This is a genomic window from Pseudemcibacter aquimaris (assembly GCF_028869115.1).
In the GTDB taxonomy this organism is placed as follows: Bacteria; Pseudomonadota; Alphaproteobacteria; order Sphingomonadales; family Emcibacteraceae; genus Pseudemcibacter; species Pseudemcibacter aquimaris.
The window spans coordinates 213683-231526 of record NZ_CP079800.1; the positions used below are offsets into that span (position 1 = coordinate 213683).

Sequence of the window (17844 nt, forward strand, 5' to 3'; positions counted from 1 at the left end):
CCCTATTTTGTATTTTGTTTTTCAAGTGCATTCAGATACCAGGTGATTAAATCATCAACCAGATATTCCATATTGGAAAGCGGTCCTGGTGCATATTTCTTACTGTTTACCCCTTTTTGATTATCAACAATAATGCGTTCATCGGCGCGTGTTGTCACGTCCCATAACCATGTCAGGCGGTCCAAATCGTAATCTTTTCCTTCCTCTGCATCCGCACGTACCAGCCAATATTGATCGCACTGTGATGTTTCATGAGATGTGGGCGTAAATACATAAACAACCACATGATCATTATAAGCAAGCATATAGGTAAGCGGACCAATCCCGAAATCAGAGGCACCATGATCCCACCCTGTAATGCTGCCAAGAAATGGTGCCAATGGTTTGCCGTCTTCGCTGCCGGTTACATATTTGTCAAACAGTGCATATCGACCATAGCTATATTGTTCTTGGCCCTCTTCTTTTTCACAGAATTGATGATAAACATCGTAATCTTTAATGCCACAGGCTTCCATCTTTTCTAGCATGGGTTCCTGCAGCGCATTATATTTGTCGTTGTCGGTTACTTTTAACGTATGGCTTTTTGCATATTCAGGGTGTGACGGGGCGCAGTGATAACATTCCTGATAATTTTCAAGCGTGATTTTCCAATTGGCGTTTATCGGATAATTTCTATGTTCGGCCACTTTCATGTTTTTGAAATCAAAGATTTCCATGGCGGGCATAAGATCACGTCTCGCATTATCAAGGGATTGCGGGTTATCACTTAAATTCACGAAAATAAGATCATCAATAATTTCCATTGCGCATTTATGCAGACTGATTTTATCTTTATCAAAATCATCGGGCATGCTGTGGGCCGCGAATAGTTTACCATCCAGATCAAAGCTCCATGCATGATAAGGACAGGAAAAACGTTTTGAATTACCACTTTTTTCAAGGCAGACGTGGGAACCACGGTGCGGGCAAACATTATAATGAGCCGCGATGCTTTCGTCTTTGGTGCGGACCAAAATGATGCTTTCATCAAGCAGGTTAAACAGGAAAAAATCACCAACATTTGGAATTTGCGAGGCATGCCCCGCAAAAATCCAACTGTTGTAAATAATGGCTTCTTTTTCCCGTTCGAATATGGATGGATCTTTATAAAATTGACGTGGCATTGACCAGCCGGATTTACTGCCGTCTGCACGTATTCTATCCGGTATTGCTTTTCCGGTGTAAGATTGCTCCATATTCATATATTTTCCCTTTAACTATTAATCACTGGATGGGAAGCTTAGGTTTGCTCCTGCCATAATACTGGTTGGCCAGCGGCTTGTTACTGTTTTAATTTTGGTCCAGAAACGAACGCCTTCTGGGCCATACATATGATGGTCACCGAAAATGGATCTTTTCCAGCCACCAAAACTATGGAAAGCAAGCGGAACCGGAAGTGGTACATTAACACCAACCATGCCCACTTTAATTTTACGGGTAAATTCGCGGGCGATATCGCCGTCGCGGGTAAAGATACAGGTGCCATTTCCATATTCGTGGTTCTGCACAAGTTCCACGGCTTCTTCGTAACTGTTTACACGTACAACGGAAAGAACAGGGCCAAAGATTTCTTCTGTATAGACGGACATATCCGTTGTGACATTGTCAATAATGGTTGGGCCACAGAAATAACCGCCTTCTTTTCCTTCTGGTCCTTCAAAAGAACGGCCATCAAGTGCGATTGTTGCACCGTCTTTTTCACCCTCGGAAATTAATCCCTTAACACGTTCGCAGTGTTCTTTGGTAATCAACGGGCCCATTTCATTGCCGGAAACCATACCACAGCCAACTTTAATGTTTTCGGCTTGCTCTTTAATCTTAGCGATCATTTCATCGGCAACTTCGTCCCCGACAGCGACCGCAACCGATAACGCCATGCAGCGTTCACCAGCGGAACCAAATGCCGCGCCAATCATGGCATCAACAGCTTGTTGAATGTCAGCATCCGGCATGATGATTGCGTGATTTTTTGCGCCGCCAAGTGCCTGTACGCGTTTATTGTGTGCAGTACCGGTATGATAAATATATTCCGCAACTGGTGTTGATCCAACAAAGCTTACGGCTTCGATACCGTCATGCTTAAGGATATGATCAACGGCTTCTTTATCGCCGTGCACCACATTAAACACGCCATCCGGAAGACCTGCTTCAGAAAATAATTTCGCAAGCAAGTTCGCACATGACGGATCACGTTCCGATGGTTTAAGAATGAATGTATTGCCACAGGCAATCGCCAGTGGAATTGTCCATAATGGCACCATCGCCGGGAAATTGAACGGGGTAATGGAACATACAACACCAAGGGCCTGACGGGTGTTATAAACATCAATACCGCCACCCACTTGCTGGGAAAATTCGCCCTTTAACATTTCAGGAATGCCACACGCGTTTTCAACAATTTCAAAACCACGGGTTAGCTCACCCATTGCATCGTCCCACACCTTGCCGTGTTCTTTTACAACATGTTTACAAAGCTCATCACGGTTTTGTTCAAGCAGTTCGCGGAATTTGAACATGATGGCGACACGTTTCATCAGTCCCGTATCTGACCAGCTTTCAAAAGCTGCAGCCGCAGTGGCAACCGCCGCATCAACGTCAGCCGTGCTAGCAAGGCCTACTTCACCCTGAACGTCACCTGTGGATGGATCATAAATTGGTGCCGTGCGGCCACCTGTTGCGGCAACGGTTTTACCACCAATATAATGGTCTACTTTATACATTTTATTCTCTTTTCTTAATCGATTTCGTTTGCTGCTTTTTTCAAGGCATCAAAAATTGGTTCTAATTCTGACTGACTGCTCGTCAAGATCGGTGCAATGGCTACTGTATCACCATTTGACCGGATGCCAATACCATGATCGTATGCCCTTAAGAAGAAATCATAGGAACGGGCACCAATTTGGCCATCACGTTGTTCAATGGTAAGGCCGCCCGCATATCCAATATTCCTAATGTCGGTGATGAATGGGCTGCCTTTTAAATCATGAATGCAATCTTCGAAGAATTTCGCATTATTTCTAACATTTTCATAGATGCCTTCTTCGATGAAGATTTCCTGTGCCGCAAGGGCTGCCGCGACCGCAAGCGGATGGGCGGAATATGTATACCCATGGAAAAATTCAACACCGGCTTTAGTGCCATCGATGAATGTATCATAAATTTGCTTACTTGCGATAACACCACCCATTGGAACGGCGGCGTTATTGATCGCTTTCGCCATCGTGCAGATATCAGGTGTCACACCGAAATAAGTAGCGGCGTTTGCCTCACCCAGACGGCCAAACGCGGTAATGACTTCATCAAAAATAAGCAGAATGCCGTGTTTTTCTGTAATTTCACGAAGTTTCTGTAAGTATCCTTTTGGTGGCACAAACATACCGGCAGAACCGACCATTGGTTCAACGATCACCGCAGCAATGGTTGATGCATCATGTAGGGTGATGATTTGTTCCAGTTCCTTAAGATATTTCATCGGGTCTGTTTCTGGTTGACCACGGGTGAAGGCATTTTCAGCCACATCATATGGAAACGGAATATGATCAACGCCACTTAACATGCTGCCGAAAAATTTGCGGTTATTGACCATGCCACCGACGGAAATGCCACCAAAACCAACACCATGATAACCATTAACGCGGCCGATCAGACGGGTGCGTGTTCCTTCGCCGTTAATGCGGTGATAAGCCAGCGCCATTTTAAGGGCGGTATCCACGGCTTCTGATCCGGAATTGGTGAAAAACACATGATTTAAATCACCCGGGAATTGATCCGCGATAACATTGGCAAGTTCAAATGCCTTTTCATGACCAAAGTTAAAGGCCGTTGAGTAATCCATTTCCCCGGCTTGATTTTGAATGGCTTCGGTAATTTTGGGATGACAGTGACCTAGGTTTGAACACCAAAGGCCGGAAAATGCATCGAGAATTTTACGTCCATCTGTTGTTTCGTAATAAAGCCCTTTTGCGCTTTTATAAAGGCGCGGTGCTTCTTTAAAAGCACGGTTTGGCGTAAATGGCATCCAATAGGCGCCCAAATGGTCATTTTTTGCGTCTGTGTGATTCATAGCACAAATTCTTCTTTGTTAATATTGATAGATAATGAGAATGTAGCGAAATTAGGGTAATATTTTCAAGTGTTTTGTGTATAAGATTAAGTTATTGAAATTAATCAGTACATATTTTAATGTGTTTAAAATAATAAACAATTGAACAGGTGTACAATGGTAAATGTTGCGAATCGTTTAAGATTAATGCGTGAAACGGCCGGAATTTCACAGCGGGAACTAGCACGGAAAGTCGGGGTCAGTAACGGAACAATTTCACAAATTGAAAAAGGAAATAGCGATCCTTCGGTTGGGCTTTTGAAACAGATATTAGAGGGGCTAGAGCTTTCGATCGCCGATTTTTTTGAAGAGAAAATCCAACCACGGCAAAAAATATTTTATGCCGAAGATGAACTCGTTGATGTCGGATCCGGTAAAGTGAAATTTTTACAAATGGGGCCATCAACTGCAGGGCGAAAAATTCAGTTCCTAAGGGAATTTTATGAGGGTGGCGCATCAACGGGTCATAAGTCACTTGTTCATGAAGGCGAAGAAGCAGGTTTCATTCTTTCCGGGCAGCTAGAAGTAACAGTAGGGGATCAAAGACGTGTTTTAAATGCCGGTGAGGGTTATTACTTCAACAGTACAACACCGCATAGTTTCAGAAACGTCAGCCCGGAACCATGTGAAATTATTAGTGCTTGTACGCCACCGTTTTAATTTTATAATCTCTAATGATGAAACAGGATGCACAAAGCATAAAAAATTTGGTGACCCGTTACATGGGGTATTGGGACAGTTCGGATATTGACGGACTTATGTCCATGTATGATAAATCCATGTCGTATCATGATCTGCCATCGGGCGAGGTGATAAAATATGATGAACTGTATCAGTTTTTAAAAGACACATTTGAATTACAATCTGATCCAAGAATTAAGTTAAATGAAACGACCGTGATCGAGGGGAATTCCGCTTTCATTCATTGGACCCAGAGCTTCTTATCAACCGATACAGGACGGAATGTGAAAATTAACGGTGTGGAACTGATTAAATTTCAAGATGGCAAGATCATAAGTATTCATGAATTTTATGAATATCAAACCACGGCGTCATTATTGATGCCATCACCCGGCACCGAAAGTTACATGGAAAAAATGACCAAGCTTGGTCTTTCCAAAGAAATGGTTGAACAGATTAAAATTGAACTTACAGAATATCTTAAAAAGGAACGCCCATACCTGCTTCCGGATTTGACGTTGGCGACGGTGGCGGATAGGTTGGGATATACCCGCAATCAAATATCCTTCGTCATTAATCATGTCCTTGATAAAACATTTTATGATTTACTTAATGGTCATCGGATTGATCATGCCATTTCGAGAATGTCATTGCCGGACAATAACCTATCAATTCTTGAGCTTGGTTTTGATGCGGGTTTTAACTCTGTATCCGGATTTTATAACGCCTTTAAAAAGCAAACATCGAAAACACCCGCACAATATTTAAGGCACTTGAAACGATAACCCGATTTTCCAATCGGTCCCGCGAAGAAGACGAAAAAATGTTATCATCCCTATAGTCATAGGTAGAAATATAGGGAAACATAAAAATTGACAGTGAGATCACCTGCTGAACAAGCGGGGATATATGATATTTTTTTGGCCTTTATCGCCCAGCATCAGCAAAAGTTGAAATGGACGGTATATGCTCTTTTGCTGCTTAATTTCGGATATTATATTTTTGATGATCTGCGCGCAGCACAAGCAACCCTGACGGATCAATCAAGCTTTTTACAAATCACTTCTGCCTTTGCCACGTCACTGGACGAACTTGGGTGGTTTGTTATTCTGTTTATGTTAGAGGCCGAAACATACTGGATGGAAGAAGAGGGCGGCCCCATATACTGGATCATGAATGTGGTTAACCGAGTTTGATTTGCTGATCTGGATTGTTTTCATTGACGGGCTTAGCTGGTCTGTTGCCTATGCCATTGGCCCATGGCAGGCTGGCCGTCATCTGATGGCCAAAAATGAACATGTGGTTTTACGTGCGTCAATTTATGCGCTTATTATTATCATCTTTATGCAGTATGCCATTTATGGACTTGGCGGATTTGTAAACTTGGCAAATCCGAATATTGAACCCGTTGAAACGGTGATCATTTGGGCCGCTAAAAATATGGTTCCTGAATTCCTAGGGGCTTTGTTGCTTGCGGGTATTATGGCGGCGGCGCTTTCATCGGCGTCCACCTTTTTATCATTGATCGGGTTCAGCCTTTCTAACGATATCGTTAAGCGTGATGAACCGCTTACGCTTGGCAAAACGCGAATAATTATGATGATCACGGGCATCGTGGTTTTAATCGCCAGTTTTTATTTTCCGGCGAATATTTTCTGGCTGATGATTTTTATCGGTACTGTTTTTTCATCATCATGGGGTGTTGTTGGGTTCATGAGCGTCTGGAGTAAGAAATTAACGGCGGACGCCGCATTCTGGGGCATGATATCGGGCTTGGTGTTTAATGTGGTGCCCGCGGCACTTGTTTATTTTGAGTTTATATCGTTACCCAGTTACATGAACCCGGCCATTATCGGCGTTGTGGTAAGTCTGATAGTGACTTTATTCATGTGCACAAGAACCACGGTTACACGCGCAGAAGCCAGATACCGAATGCGCATGCACCGCCCACCAGAAGAAGATTGTGATCCGGCGGCGATTAAGAAAACGATGATTGCGCCAATTATTCAGATCATATTCGGCTTCATTATGCCGTTCTTATTGATTTATAATTATGTCATTCCATATCAACGCGGTGCGGGACAATTATTACCAGACGGCAGTTTGGATTGGACACAAGTTGAACCGATCCTGGCGGTTTCATGGGTGTTCATCCATGTTCCGCTTGGCTGTTTGACGATATATATTCTGCGAACGCGGTATGCCCGTGGCATTAAAACCAGAAGGCACTGATTAAAAACCGGCATCACCTGTTGGCCAAGCCGGGCTGTCACCAACATTTTGACCTTCACGGTCAATCTTGGCGATGGCAGTTTCCATGATTTCAAGCCCTTCTTTAAAGGTATCAATATTCATGTTTAGGGCCGGATACATGCGGATGTTTTCTTCACGGTCGCTGATGGCCCATACACCTGTATGAAGCATTTCGCTTCTGACGGCGCGGGCGTACCACCAATGTTCATCATCCGGCTTATCAGATGGTTTTTGGAAACTGACGCCCATAAGTAATCCGCTGAGACGGACTTGTCTGACGATTTCATATTTGCATTCCCATTTTCCCATAACATCTTTTGCGATGTCCGCTAGTTTCACGGAATGGGCAAGTACATTATCGCGTTCATATATTTCCAGCGTTTTAAGGGCAGCAGCACATCCGGCAGGGGTGCCTGCGAATGTTGAGCTTGCGGAAAAATCAGGATTGTTACCAAGAATTTCATCTTTTGCAGAAACGCCAGCCAGTGCCTCGATCCCGCCGGAAAGGTTTTTACCCATCACGAGGATATCCGGTACCACATCATAATGTTCAACGGCCCACATTTTTGTGGTTCTGCCAAGGCCCGTTAAGACCTCATCAGCGATCATCAGCCAGTCATTGCGGTCACATATATCACGTATGCCTTTTAAGAAGTTCTTGGTCGGGATCCAGTTGCCGCCTTCCGCGAGGCCCGGTTCCACCATTACGGCAGCGATGTTATCTTTGTCGGCTATATATTTCGGAATGTGATGCTCAAGATAATGAAGACAGTAATCTGAATATTGATCTTCGGTCATGTTTGCTGGAATATGATCGCTGTGTGGATATGGCGCGATAATGGCGCCGCCATTCCAGCCTTCCATATATTTTTTGGTGTTTAAACCGCTGAATATTTTTGTGCCAAGGCTATTGCCATGGAACGACGATGAAAAGGTAATGACATGGCGTCTTTTTTTGTAACACATGGCCATGTAATAAGCGGACTCGGCGGCTTCGGTACCGGATACTTCGAATGTAAAACGGGGGAGTGCTTTTTCCGGGGTAATGGCCGCTATTTTTTCCGCCAGTTCGTATCTAAGTGGGTGATCATAATGAAAACCGTATCTTTTATGGGCTTCGTGAACGGCTTCAATAATTTCAGGGTGGGCGTTGCCGATAGGGTTCGTTGCCCAGCCATTTTGAAAATCGATATATTTATTATCATCAACATCCCAAATGTAATCCCCTTTGGCGCGGTCGACCATGACTTGTCCCGCTGGCCTAAAACCGCGTCTGGATGCTTTTTGCACATCTTCGGCGTATCTTAATCCATTATGGAAAACAGGAATGCCACGTTCAAGTATCGCTTTTGCATTTGGTCCGGGAATTGATTTTGTCATTTTTATCTCTATAATATTTTGTGATCACATTTTCTATTTCAGCAAGATGTCATATAGTAGAATGGATGTAAAGAGAGAAAGATAAGCAGAAAATGAAGAATAAAACTTTCGCAAATATCAATAGACGTGACTTCCTGGGGGGTGTTGCATTAACAGGTGCCGCAGGCATGATGTTATCACCAGCAGAATTATTGGCCAAACAATCTGGAACGGCTGCGAATTATTATCCACCGGCACTTACAGGTATGCGCGGCAGTCATGTTGGCTCTTTCGAGGTTGCACATTCCGTATCATGGGAAGGAAAGGATTGGGGAATTCCCAAGGACCAAACCGATGATACATATGACATGATTGTTGTCGGTGGTGGTATTTCCGGTCTTTCTGCCGCGTTTCTTTATCAGCAAAAATCAGGTGGCGGGAAAAAGATACTCATCCTTGATAATCATGATGATTTTGGCGGTCATGCAAAACGTAATGAATTTACCGTTGATGATGTACTGATCATAGGTTATGGCGGCAGTCAAACTATACAGGACCCAGGACAATATTCACCAGAAGCAGCACAATTGCTAAAGGATATATCCATCGAAACAGATAGGTTTTATGGGTATTATGATCAGGATTTTTATAAGAAATGGAAACTCTCTTCTGCGCTTTATTTTAAAGATGATAAAAAAGTTATTCGTGACCCTTTTCAGGGCGAAAATGGCTTTATCGGCGGGATAAAAATGAACAAAAAAGAACGTATCGCCTTAATTCGAGATTTTCCCATTTCAGAGGAAGCACAAGATGCACTTATAGAACATGTGTTTGATGCAAAAGATCGATTGCCTGATCTATCTACGGGAGAAAAAATCGTAAAATTACGTGGTATGAGCTATACGGATTTTCTGGAAAAACATTGCGATATGCCCAAAGAAGCCAGAGACATTATCCGCGATTCTGCAATTGGCCTTTGGGGTGCTGGATGGGATGCGCTTTCTGCGCTTGAGGCAATTAACATGTGGCAACCGGGCATGCGTCATTATGATGACGTTAATGAAGTGATCTTTGCAGATGAAAAGGAAAGTGAGCCTTATATTTTTCATTTTCCAGACGGAAATGCCGGTGTTGCCAGATCACTTGTGCGAAAATTAATACCGGATGCAGTACCTGGATCAACCATGGAAGATCTGGTGCTTGCTCGTGTTGATTATAGCAAACTGGATCAGGGCGAAAATGATAACCGCATCAGATTAAGCAGTACCGCTGTTAATGTGCAGCATACGGCTGATCAGTCACATGTTGATGTCACATATGTGAATAAGGATACCCCATATCGCGTAAGGGCAAAGCATGTTGTGATGGCATGTTATAATAATATAATCCCGTATATTTGCCCGGAAGTGCCAGAAAAACAAGAGGAGGCCATCAATTATGCCACCAAGATTCCTCTAGTTTACACGAATGTGGTGATCAGAAATTGGCGCGCATTTGCAGAACTTGAAACAAGCCGATTTCATATTCCAAACAGCGATTTGACGCAGGATTATTATCTGGATTTCCCGGTATCAATGGGCGGGTATGATTTTTCTGAAAATCCGGACAGGCCAATTGTGGTGCATGGAACCTATGTACCGACAGTACCAGATCAGGGGTTTAACCAAAAAGAACAAAGCCAAATGGGCCGGATGAAAGTATATCAAACGGATTTTTCAGAATTTGAAAAGCATGTTTATGAAAGTTTTGATGGCATGCTTAAGGGGGGCGGTTTTGACGCTGAACATGATATTGCCGCCATTACTGTAAACAGGTGGCCGCATGGTTATTCGTGGGAATATAATCATCTTCATGATGATCCTTCCTATACACCATATAACGGGCCCCATATTGCAGGACGCGCCAGAATTGGACGCATTTCAATTGCCAACGCCGATGCATCCGCATATGCGTATGTGAACGGCGCAATTGATGCTGCCGTTCGTGCCGTTAATGAGCAAATAAGCTTATAAATTGTGATCACAATAATGGGTTATTTGGATGATGTATGCCCAAGTAATTCCATGCCAATGCGGTCCATACCATCATAAATATCAAGTCTGATGGCTTCGCGAAGCGCTTGTTCATCGCCCTTTTTAAGGGCATCAATGGCGCAAATGTGCTGATCAATGACCAGTGAAGTACCCAGCCTTCCGACCACAACCCGCATAAATGGGCCAAATTGTAGCCAGATGCTTTCAATAAGTCTTAACATAATTGGGCTATTGGCTGCTTTATAAAGTGTGAAATGGAACTCTCTGTTTCTTTCGCTATAGGCATCCGGGTCGCCGTTATCAATCGCTTCTGAAATTTCCAGATCGATTTTTTCTAACGTTTTAATCAGTTTATCATCACAATTTGCCATTGCCAGGGCCGCAATTTCCGGCTCCAAAATTGTGCGTGTATGCACAATTTCGCGGTATTTTTCATCGGTCATACTGGCTACGGAAACGCGCCGTGTACTGCGCATTTCAAGCGCCCCAAGTGCCACCAAACGGCGGATCGCTTCGCGTACCGGCATTGGGCTTACGTTTAGTTCTTCCGCTAGTCCCCGAATGGTAAGCGTACGACCCGGGCCAAACTTGCCCGAAATAATTGCTTCGTACAGACTATTGTAAACGGTTTCATGGGTGATTTCTCGTTCACTTGGCTGGTTATCAACAGTATTTGTTAGTGCCACTTTTTTTTCCAATTTATTGGTATTGTTGTATTTTGTCCCTATTCACAACCTCAATGACCCATTTCATTAGGAAATGCAAGGGTTTTCTTCTATTTACACAGTTAAGTAAAACTTATTTTCGAGTTAAATCAATAACTTAGTCAGAATGTAAAATGTGTGTTTGAAAAGACTTGAATATAGGATTATATAATGACATAATTTTGTGATCACAAAATTGCATGTATTGAAGCATTGAGGACCAAATTGAAGTTATTAATAGTTGAAGGAAATACCGCTGAAGCGAGGGATCAGGCAGTCGCCGCTGGCAGTATGGCGCAAAGTACGCTGTATCATAAAACGCTGGAATGGCTCAAGCCAGGCATTTCATGTGATATCGTATATCCTGCTGATGGGTCAGTGGGCTTACCTGATGCTGATAGATTGAATAACTATGCCGGTGTTGTCTGGACGGGATCGTCGCTTAATATTTATGAAGATGACCCAGCGATTACAAGGCAGGTCGATTTTATGAAACTGTGCTTTGAAAGCGGTGCAATGATTTTCGGCAGCTGTTGGGGATTACAAATGGCCGTGGTGGCAACGGGTGGCACGGTTGTGAAAAATGAAAAGGGCCGCGAAGTGGGTATCGCACGTGATATCGCGCCAACACATCAAGGTGAAAATCATCCAATGTTTGGTGGAAAGCGCGGTATTTTCGATGCAAATGCCATTCATCTTGATCATGTTGAAAAAATTCCAGAAGGGGCAACGGTTCTTGCTGGCAATGAAATGTCCGAAGTGCAGGCAATTGAAATTAAACGTGGGGACGCGATTTTCTGGGGTGTTCAATATCATCCTGAATTTGATCTTGAATATATGTCTTACATCGTCAGGAAATATAAACAAATGATGGTGGACGAAGACATTTGTGAAAGCAATGAAGCGGCCGAAAAGTTATCATCGGATTATCTTGCTGTTCACAATGATCAAACACGAAAAGACATTATTGAGAATCTTGAAATTGGTGAAGATGTACTTGACCCGTGTCTTAGGCTTAAGGAAATCGGTAATTGGTTGGATTTCATAGAAAAACCGCTAAACTGAACGTCTTATAAAAATAAATAAACAGGTGAAAAATGGAAAAGGCGAGCAATATAGATAACTTTAAAACGTGGTTAAGCGATAATGACGTGGTGGAGGTTGAAATCGTGGTGTGCGATTTTGCGGGGATTGCCCGTGGAAAATTAATACCGGTTGAAAAATTTATCGGCAGCCTTGGCGGGCGTGATTTAAGAATGCCGGATTCAATTTTTTCTACGACCGTTGACGGCCAGTTTGCTTTAAATGAATATCTTGATGATCTGGAATCTGATCTTTATCTGATACCGGAATATGAAACATTACGCATGACGCCATGGCGTAAAAAGAAAACCGCATCCGTGATCTGTAGTTTAATTGATGATGACGGTGAAAATGCAAAAATGGACCCGCGTCAAATCCTTAAAAATGTGCTTAATCTTTATAAAGAAAAGGGATGGCAGCCGATTGTTGCGCCGGAATTTGAATTTCACCTTATTGCACAGCAGGGCGACAGTCTTGATGACCCAAGTACAGCATCTGGAAAAACCGGAAAACCAATTGGGGATAAGGCAATGTTTTCCATGGATAGCCTTGATGAATTTGAAGGGCTGTTTTCTGATGTTCGTGAATATTCCGCGATCATGGGTGTTCCCATTGATACAATTGAAAAAGAGGCGGGCGCAGGACAATTTGAAATTAACATGCAGCATGGTGATCCACTTGATGTGGCGGATCAGGCCTTTCATTTCAAAAGAATTTTAAAGCAATCAGCCAATAATCATGGTGCAACCGCGACGATGGCGGCGAAACCTTTCCCGTCTGACTATGGTAATTCCATGCATATTCATCAAAGTGTTGTGGGTGCAGACGATGGTAAAAATATTTTCGCGGATGATGATGGCAATAACACGGAAATTTTTGAAAATTATGTGGCCGGCATTCAGAAATATGTACCGAACCTGATGCCGATATTCGCACCCTATTCAAACAGTTATCTGCGTTTTGGCAGTGCATTAAGTTCACCTGCCAATTTGCATTGGGGTGTTGAAAATCGCTCAGTAGGCCTGCGCGTCCCAGCCGGAAGCAGTAGAGCAGCAAGGCGTGTTGAAAACCGCATCGCGGGATCGGACGTTAATCCGTATCTTGTTTTTGCGGCGTCACTGATGGCGGGATATCTTGGTATTGAGCAAGGTTTGAAACCGAGCGAAGCCGTCGATGATTCAGCATATGAGATTAAAACACTATTGTTACCAACAAATATTTATGAAGCACTGAATGATTTCGATAAATCGAAGATGATCCGAAAATATCTTGGGGATGAATTTGTGACCACCTTTAAAGGGGTCAAGCAACTTGAATGTCAGGCAAATGAAAGCAAATTAACCGAGTGGGAAATTCGCTATCTGCTTGCCAATGTATAGAGATTAAGAAAGTTAAAGCATGAACACATATAGCGACTGGAAAGATAAAGCATCATGGCTATCCATCAGAAATCAGGCGTTTATCGACGGTAAGTTTGTAAATTCCATTTCTGGGAAAACGTTTAGTAATATTAATCCTGCAACTGCAGAAAAGCTGATTAATGTTGCCGAATGCGATAAGGCCGATGTTGATTATGCAGTTGCTGTAGCCAGAAAAGCGTTTGATGACGGCCGTTGGTCAAATATGCATCCATCCGAACGTGGCAAGCGTTTAATGAGGCTTGCTGAACTTATTGAAGAGCATCAGGATGAACTGGCGCTTTTAGAAACGTTGGATATGGGTAAGCCTATTACGGAATCAACGCGCATTGATATTCCGGGCTGCGCGCGCTGTATCCATTGGTATGGTGAGGCCGCCGATAAATTAATGGATGAAATTGCGCCAACTGATCCATCGGCACTTGCGATGGTAACGCGTGAGGCTTTAGGTGTGATCGGTGTGGTGGTTCCATGGAATTTCCCACTGATGATGGCGTGTTGGAAATTGGGGCCTGCTCTCGCGGCGGGTAATAGTATCGTTCTTAAGCCTGCTGAACAGTCACCGCTGTCTGTTCTTAAACTTGCGGAACTTGCATCAATGGCGGGTATTCCGGATGGTGTTTTAAATGTGCTGCCGGGGTTTGGTGAAACGGCGGGTAAAGCCATTGGCCTTCATATGGATGTTGATATGATTGCCTTTACCGGTTCAACCCAGGTTGGCAAGTTTTTCATGGAATATAGCGGTCAGTCGAATTTGAAACGTGTGTCGCTTGAATGCGGTGGAAAATCACCGCATATCGTGATGAATGATTGTCCGGATCTTGACCGTGCAGCAGGTGATGCGGCCAGCGCGATTTTCTTTAATCAGGGTGAGGTCTGTACAGCGGGTTCAAGGCTTCTTGTTGAAGAAGGCATTAAAGACGAATTTATGGAAAAACTTATCAAGGCAAGTGGCAGCCATAATGTTGGTGACCCACTTGACCCTGATACGACGATGGGATCGCTTGTTGAAGAAGGCCATATGAATAAGGTGCTTTCTTATATCGATAAAGCAAACGAAGAGGGCGCTTCTTGTAAGCTTGGTGGTACAAGAAGTGCAGGTCGTGATGGCTTCTTTGTTGATCCGACAATCTTTGATGATGTTAAGCCATCCATGACCATCGCGAAGGAAGAAATTTTTGGCCCCGTGCTTTCTGTTTTGACATTTAACGGCGAAGAAGAAGCGGTGAAAATTGCCAATGATACCATTTACGGCCTTGCTGCGGGACTGTGGACAAAAGATATTTCAACCGCACATAGAATGGCGCGCGCTGTGCGTGCAGGAACCGTATGGGTGAACGGATGGGACCCAAGCGGCGATATGACAATCCCGTTTGGTGGATTTAAACAATCAGGATTTGGCCGTGATAAATCAATTCATGCGCTTGAAAAATATACAGACCTTAAAACAACCTGGATTTCGCTTTAAGCGCGGATTATCGGTTTAGGAGAATAAATTATGCTGAATTACAACAGAACAACCGAGCAATGGCAGGAATTTGACCGCGATCATCATGTGCACCCTTTTTCGGATCCTGATGCGCTGGGTAAAAAAGGTGCCCGCATTATAACAAAGGCAGAAGGCAGTTATATTTTCGATTCAGAAGGTCATAAAATCCTTGATGGTATGGCGGGATTATGGTGTGTGAATGTTGGTTATGGCCGTCAGGAATTAATCGATGCCGCAGACCGTCAGATTAAAGAACTGCCATATTATAATAGCTTTTTCCAAACCGCACATCCGCCGCAGATTGAATTATCACGGTTGCTTTCTGAAGTAACGCCAGAAGCGATCAATCATTTCTTTTTCGCGGGTTCCGGCTCAGAAGCCAATGACACAAATGTAAGATTGGTTCGCCATTATTGGAATATTAAAGGGAAACCGGAAAAAAGTACGATCATCAGCCGTAAAAATGCGTATCACGGCAGTACACTTGCGGCAACCAGCCTAGGTGGAATGGGTTATATGCATAATATGGGCGGTAAGGATGGTTCACTGCTGCCGGGATTTGAACATATTAATCAGCCATTCTGGTATCTTGAAGGTGGCGATATGACCGAAGAAGAATTCGGCCTTACTCGTGCACAAGAACTGGAAGAAAAAATTCTTGAACTTGGTGCGGACAATGTGGGTGCTTTCTTTGGTGAACCAATTCAGGGTGCGGGTGGCGTGATTGTTCCGCCGGATAATTATTGGCCGGAAATTCAGCGCATCTGTAAAAAATACGACATTTTGTTGATTGTTGATGAAGTCATTTGTGGTTTTGGCCGCACAGGAAACTGGTTTGGTTGTGACACATTCGGCATCACACCTGATATGATTACAATGGCAAAGGGGATTTCATCCGGATATATCCCGCTTTCAGCAACAGGCATCAGTGACGATGTTTTTGAAGTGCTGAATTCAGGTGGTGATATTAACCACGGATATACCTATAGCGGTCATCCTGTGGCCACGGCCGTTGGTATTGCTAATATCAATTATATCAAAGATCATAAACTGGTTGAAAAAGTTCGCGAAGAAACCGGGCCACATTTAATGGCGGGTCTAACAGATCTGGAAGAAAATCATCCATTGGTTGGTCAGGCCAGAGGGCGCGGCTTAATGGCGGCCATTCAGCTGGTGAAAGATAAAGAGACACATGAAATTTATTCCGGTGATACGGACGCGGCATTTATTTGCAGAGAACATTGTTTCAATAATAATCTGATTATGCGCGCCACAGATCAATCGATGATTTTAAGTCCGCCGCTTACCATTTCAATTTCAGAAATTGATGAGCTTCTTGAAAAGGCGAAATTCTGTCTTGATGCAACAGCAAAAGATTTGGGTGTGCTTTAATGTCAGAAGAACATTGTTCGTCCTATTACGCGGCGACCGCAAATGATACGACCACATATCCTGAACTTGAAGGGCAGGTAAATGTCGATGTTTGCGTGATCGGTGCTGGTTTTACGGGAACCTCTACGGCACTCAATCTTTCTGAACGTGGTTTTAAAGTTGCCCTTATTGAAGCAAACAGGGTTGGCTGGGGTGCATCGGGCAGAAACGGCGGTCAGGTTGGATATGCCGTGTCAGGTGAAGGAAATCTGCGCCGCGGACAAAAGGAAGCAGCTGATAAATTGATCAAGGAAATGAATTTCTTAGGTCATGATATCATCAAGACTCGCATTGAAAAGTATGGCATTGATTGTGATTTTAAAGCGGGCAATATGGCGGCCGCTTGTAAACAAAGACAACAGGATGATCTTGCCGAAGAATATGACCATATGTCATCGCTCGGTTACGAAGATCATTTTACTCTCGTGGATAAATCAACCATTCAGGATTATATCGGGTCTGACCGTTATGTTGGTGGTTTATATAACAATATTGATGGTCATCTTCATCCGCTTAATCTGTGTAAAGGGGAAGTTAGGGCAGCCGCAAGCTTGGGCGCACTAATATTTGAACAAAGCCCGGTCACACACATAAAGCACGGTAAAAAGCCGGAAGTTCACACGGAAAAAGGACATATAGTTGCGGACAAGGTTGTACTTGCGGGTAATGCTTATCACCGGCTCGAAAAAAGAAAGCTAACCGGATATGTGTTTCCGACGGGTTCATACATTATTGCAACGGAACCACTAGAAGATGAGCTTGCAGCAGAACTTCTTGGAAAAGACCAATCTGTATTCGAAGTGAACGAGATACTCGATTATTACCGTCTGTCGGCGGATAAAAGAATGCTTTACGGCGGTAAGGCCAATTATTCTGGTCGTGACCCGGCCAGTATTAAGGGCGCAATGCTGCCGGATATGCTGAATACGTTCCCGCAATTAAAAGATAAGCATATTGATTTTGAATGGGGTGGCATGATCGGCATCACAATTAATAGAACACCACACGTCGGAAGAATAAACGGCAATGTTTATTATTCACAAGGGTATAGCGGCCACGGTTTAAACGCGACGCATATTTTAAGTGAATTTGTATCGGATGCGGTTGCAGGGCAAATGGAACGATATGATATTTTTGCCAAGGCAAAACAAATCAGACTTCCGGTACCTAGGTGGGTCGGTAATCAGATGGTGGCATTAGGGATGCTGTATTACCGAATGAAAGATCTTTTTTGATCAGTAAATTAGGGTAG

At 43.6% G+C, this 17844-nt stretch carries 15 protein-coding genes; 10 read left to right on the plus strand and 5 right to left on the minus strand.

Translation table 11 applies throughout. From position 1 onward, the window contains the following. Positions 1 to 2: 2 nt before the first annotated feature. From KW060_RS00985 to aptA, 3 genes are read right to left on the minus strand one after another with little or no spacing between them, the layout of a single operon-like run. Entirely contained in the window at positions 3 to 1235 is a 1233-nt protein-coding gene (locus KW060_RS00985; RefSeq protein ID WP_249036609.1) for an aromatic ring-hydroxylating oxygenase subunit alpha, read from the minus strand. A gap of 24 nt (positions 1236 to 1259) precedes the next feature. Next, entirely contained in the window at positions 1260 to 2759 is a 1500-nt protein-coding gene (locus tag KW060_RS00990) for a CoA-acylating methylmalonate-semialdehyde dehydrogenase (protein ID WP_249036610.1), read from the minus strand. Between the two features lie 14 nt (positions 2760 to 2773). Next, the gene (gene aptA, locus KW060_RS00995; protein WP_249036611.1) at positions 2774 to 4102 is read right to left on the minus strand and encodes an omega-aminotransferase AptA; all 1329 of its coding nucleotides are present in this window, start codon (positions 4100 to 4102) and stop codon (positions 2774 to 2776) included. A gap of 156 nt (positions 4103 to 4258) precedes the next feature. Here aptA and KW060_RS01000 point away from each other — a divergent pair, with 156 nt between their 5' ends. From KW060_RS01000 to KW060_RS01015, 4 genes are all read left to right on the plus strand, one after another. Then, positions 4259 to 4801 carry a cupin domain-containing protein gene (locus tag KW060_RS01000; RefSeq protein ID WP_249036612.1) on the plus strand — a complete coding sequence of 181 codons (543 nt, stop codon included), beginning with the start codon at positions 4259 to 4261 and terminating at the stop codon, positions 4799 to 4801. 14 nt (positions 4802 to 4815) lie between these two features. Then, positions 4816 to 5607: a nuclear transport factor 2 family protein gene (locus KW060_RS01005; RefSeq protein WP_249036613.1), complete on the plus strand. Its 792-nt coding sequence runs from the start codon at positions 4816 to 4818 to the stop codon at positions 5605 to 5607. A gap of 87 nt (positions 5608 to 5694) precedes the next feature. Then, on the plus strand, positions 5695 to 6018 hold the full coding sequence (locus tag KW060_RS01010; protein ID WP_249036614.1) for a hypothetical protein: 324 nt from the start codon (positions 5695 to 5697) through the stop codon (positions 6016 to 6018). After that, entirely contained in the window at positions 5999 to 7054 is a 1056-nt protein-coding gene (locus KW060_RS01015) for a sodium:solute symporter family transporter (protein ID WP_249036615.1), read from the plus strand. The genes KW060_RS01010 and KW060_RS01015 overlap by 20 nt, the downstream gene beginning before the upstream one ends. Here the strand turns inward: KW060_RS01015 and KW060_RS01020 are convergent, their stop codons facing one another. After that, positions 7055 to 8455 carry an aspartate aminotransferase family protein gene (locus KW060_RS01020; protein WP_249036616.1) on the minus strand — a complete coding sequence of 467 codons (1401 nt, stop codon included), beginning with the start codon at positions 8453 to 8455 and terminating at the stop codon, positions 7055 to 7057. Between the two features lie 92 nt (positions 8456 to 8547). Between KW060_RS01020 and KW060_RS01025 the strand changes: the two genes are divergently transcribed. After that, positions 8548 to 10446 (plus strand): NAD(P)/FAD-dependent oxidoreductase, encoded by a 1899-nt coding sequence (locus tag KW060_RS01025; RefSeq protein ID WP_249036617.1) that lies wholly within the window; start codon positions 8548 to 8550, stop codon positions 10444 to 10446. Positions 10447 to 10466: 20 nt separating this feature from the next. On the opposite strand, the gene KW060_RS01030 is transcribed toward KW060_RS01025, so the two are convergent. After that, the gene (locus tag KW060_RS01030) at positions 10467 to 11153 is read right to left on the minus strand and encodes a GntR family transcriptional regulator (protein WP_249036618.1); all 687 of its coding nucleotides are present in this window, start codon (positions 11151 to 11153) and stop codon (positions 10467 to 10469) included. A gap of 243 nt (positions 11154 to 11396) precedes the next feature. Here KW060_RS01030 and KW060_RS01035 point away from each other — a divergent pair, with 243 nt between their 5' ends. The 5 genes from KW060_RS01035 to KW060_RS01055 are packed head-to-tail and all read left to right on the plus strand — an operon-like array spanning position 11397 to position 17827. Beyond that, the gene (locus KW060_RS01035) at positions 11397 to 12236 is read left to right on the plus strand and encodes a type 1 glutamine amidotransferase (protein ID WP_249036619.1); all 840 of its coding nucleotides are present in this window, start codon (positions 11397 to 11399) and stop codon (positions 12234 to 12236) included. A gap of 32 nt (positions 12237 to 12268) precedes the next feature. After that, a complete protein-coding gene (locus KW060_RS01040; protein ID WP_249036620.1) occupies positions 12269 to 13633 on the plus strand; it encodes a glutamine synthetase family protein in 1365 nt (454 codons plus the stop codon). 19 nt (positions 13634 to 13652) lie between these two features. Continuing rightward, complete coding sequence (locus tag KW060_RS01045; RefSeq protein ID WP_249036621.1) at positions 13653 to 15140, plus strand: aldehyde dehydrogenase; 1488 nt, start codon at positions 13653 to 13655, stop codon at positions 15138 to 15140. Between the two features lie 30 nt (positions 15141 to 15170). Further along, complete coding sequence (locus KW060_RS01050; protein WP_249036622.1) at positions 15171 to 16553, plus strand: aspartate aminotransferase family protein; 1383 nt, start codon at positions 15171 to 15173, stop codon at positions 16551 to 16553. Further along, a complete protein-coding gene (locus tag KW060_RS01055; protein ID WP_249036623.1) occupies positions 16553 to 17827 on the plus strand; it encodes an NAD(P)/FAD-dependent oxidoreductase in 1275 nt (424 codons plus the stop codon). Before KW060_RS01050 ends, KW060_RS01055 begins: the two co-directional genes overlap by 1 nt. The last annotated feature ends 17 nt before the right edge of the window (positions 17828 to 17844 follow it).

Bases quoted from the DNA above. Each gene is read 5' to 3' on its own strand.
- KW060_RS00985 (WP_249036609.1), bottom strand. From the start codon at position 1,235: ATGGAGCAATCTTACACCGGAAAAGCAATACCGGATAGAATACGTGCA.
- KW060_RS00990 (WP_249036610.1), bottom strand. From the start codon at position 2,759: ATGTATAAAGTAGACCATTATATTGGTGGTAAAACCGTTGCCGCAACA.
- aptA (WP_249036611.1), bottom strand. From the start codon at position 4,102: ATGAATCACACAGACGCAAAAAATGACCATTTGGGCGCCTATTGGATG.
- KW060_RS01000 (WP_249036612.1), top strand. From the start codon at position 4,259: ATGGTAAATGTTGCGAATCGTTTAAGATTAATGCGTGAAACGGCCGGA.
- KW060_RS01005 (WP_249036613.1), top strand. From the start codon at position 4,816: ATGATGAAACAGGATGCACAAAGCATAAAAAATTTGGTGACCCGTTAC.
- KW060_RS01015 (WP_249036615.1), top strand. From the start codon at position 5,999: ATGTGGTTAACCGAGTTTGATTTGCTGATCTGGATTGTTTTCATTGAC.
- KW060_RS01020 (WP_249036616.1), bottom strand. From the start codon at position 8,455: ATGACAAAATCAATTCCCGGACCAAATGCAAAAGCGATACTTGAACGT.
- KW060_RS01025 (WP_249036617.1), top strand. From the start codon at position 8,548: ATGAAGAATAAAACTTTCGCAAATATCAATAGACGTGACTTCCTGGGG.
- KW060_RS01040 (WP_249036620.1), top strand. From the start codon at position 12,269: ATGGAAAAGGCGAGCAATATAGATAACTTTAAAACGTGGTTAAGCGAT.
- KW060_RS01045 (WP_249036621.1), top strand. From the start codon at position 13,653: ATGAACACATATAGCGACTGGAAAGATAAAGCATCATGGCTATCCATC.
- KW060_RS01050 (WP_249036622.1), top strand. From the start codon at position 15,171: ATGCTGAATTACAACAGAACAACCGAGCAATGGCAGGAATTTGACCGC.
- KW060_RS01055 (WP_249036623.1), top strand. From the start codon at position 16,553: ATGTCAGAAGAACATTGTTCGTCCTATTACGCGGCGACCGCAAATGAT.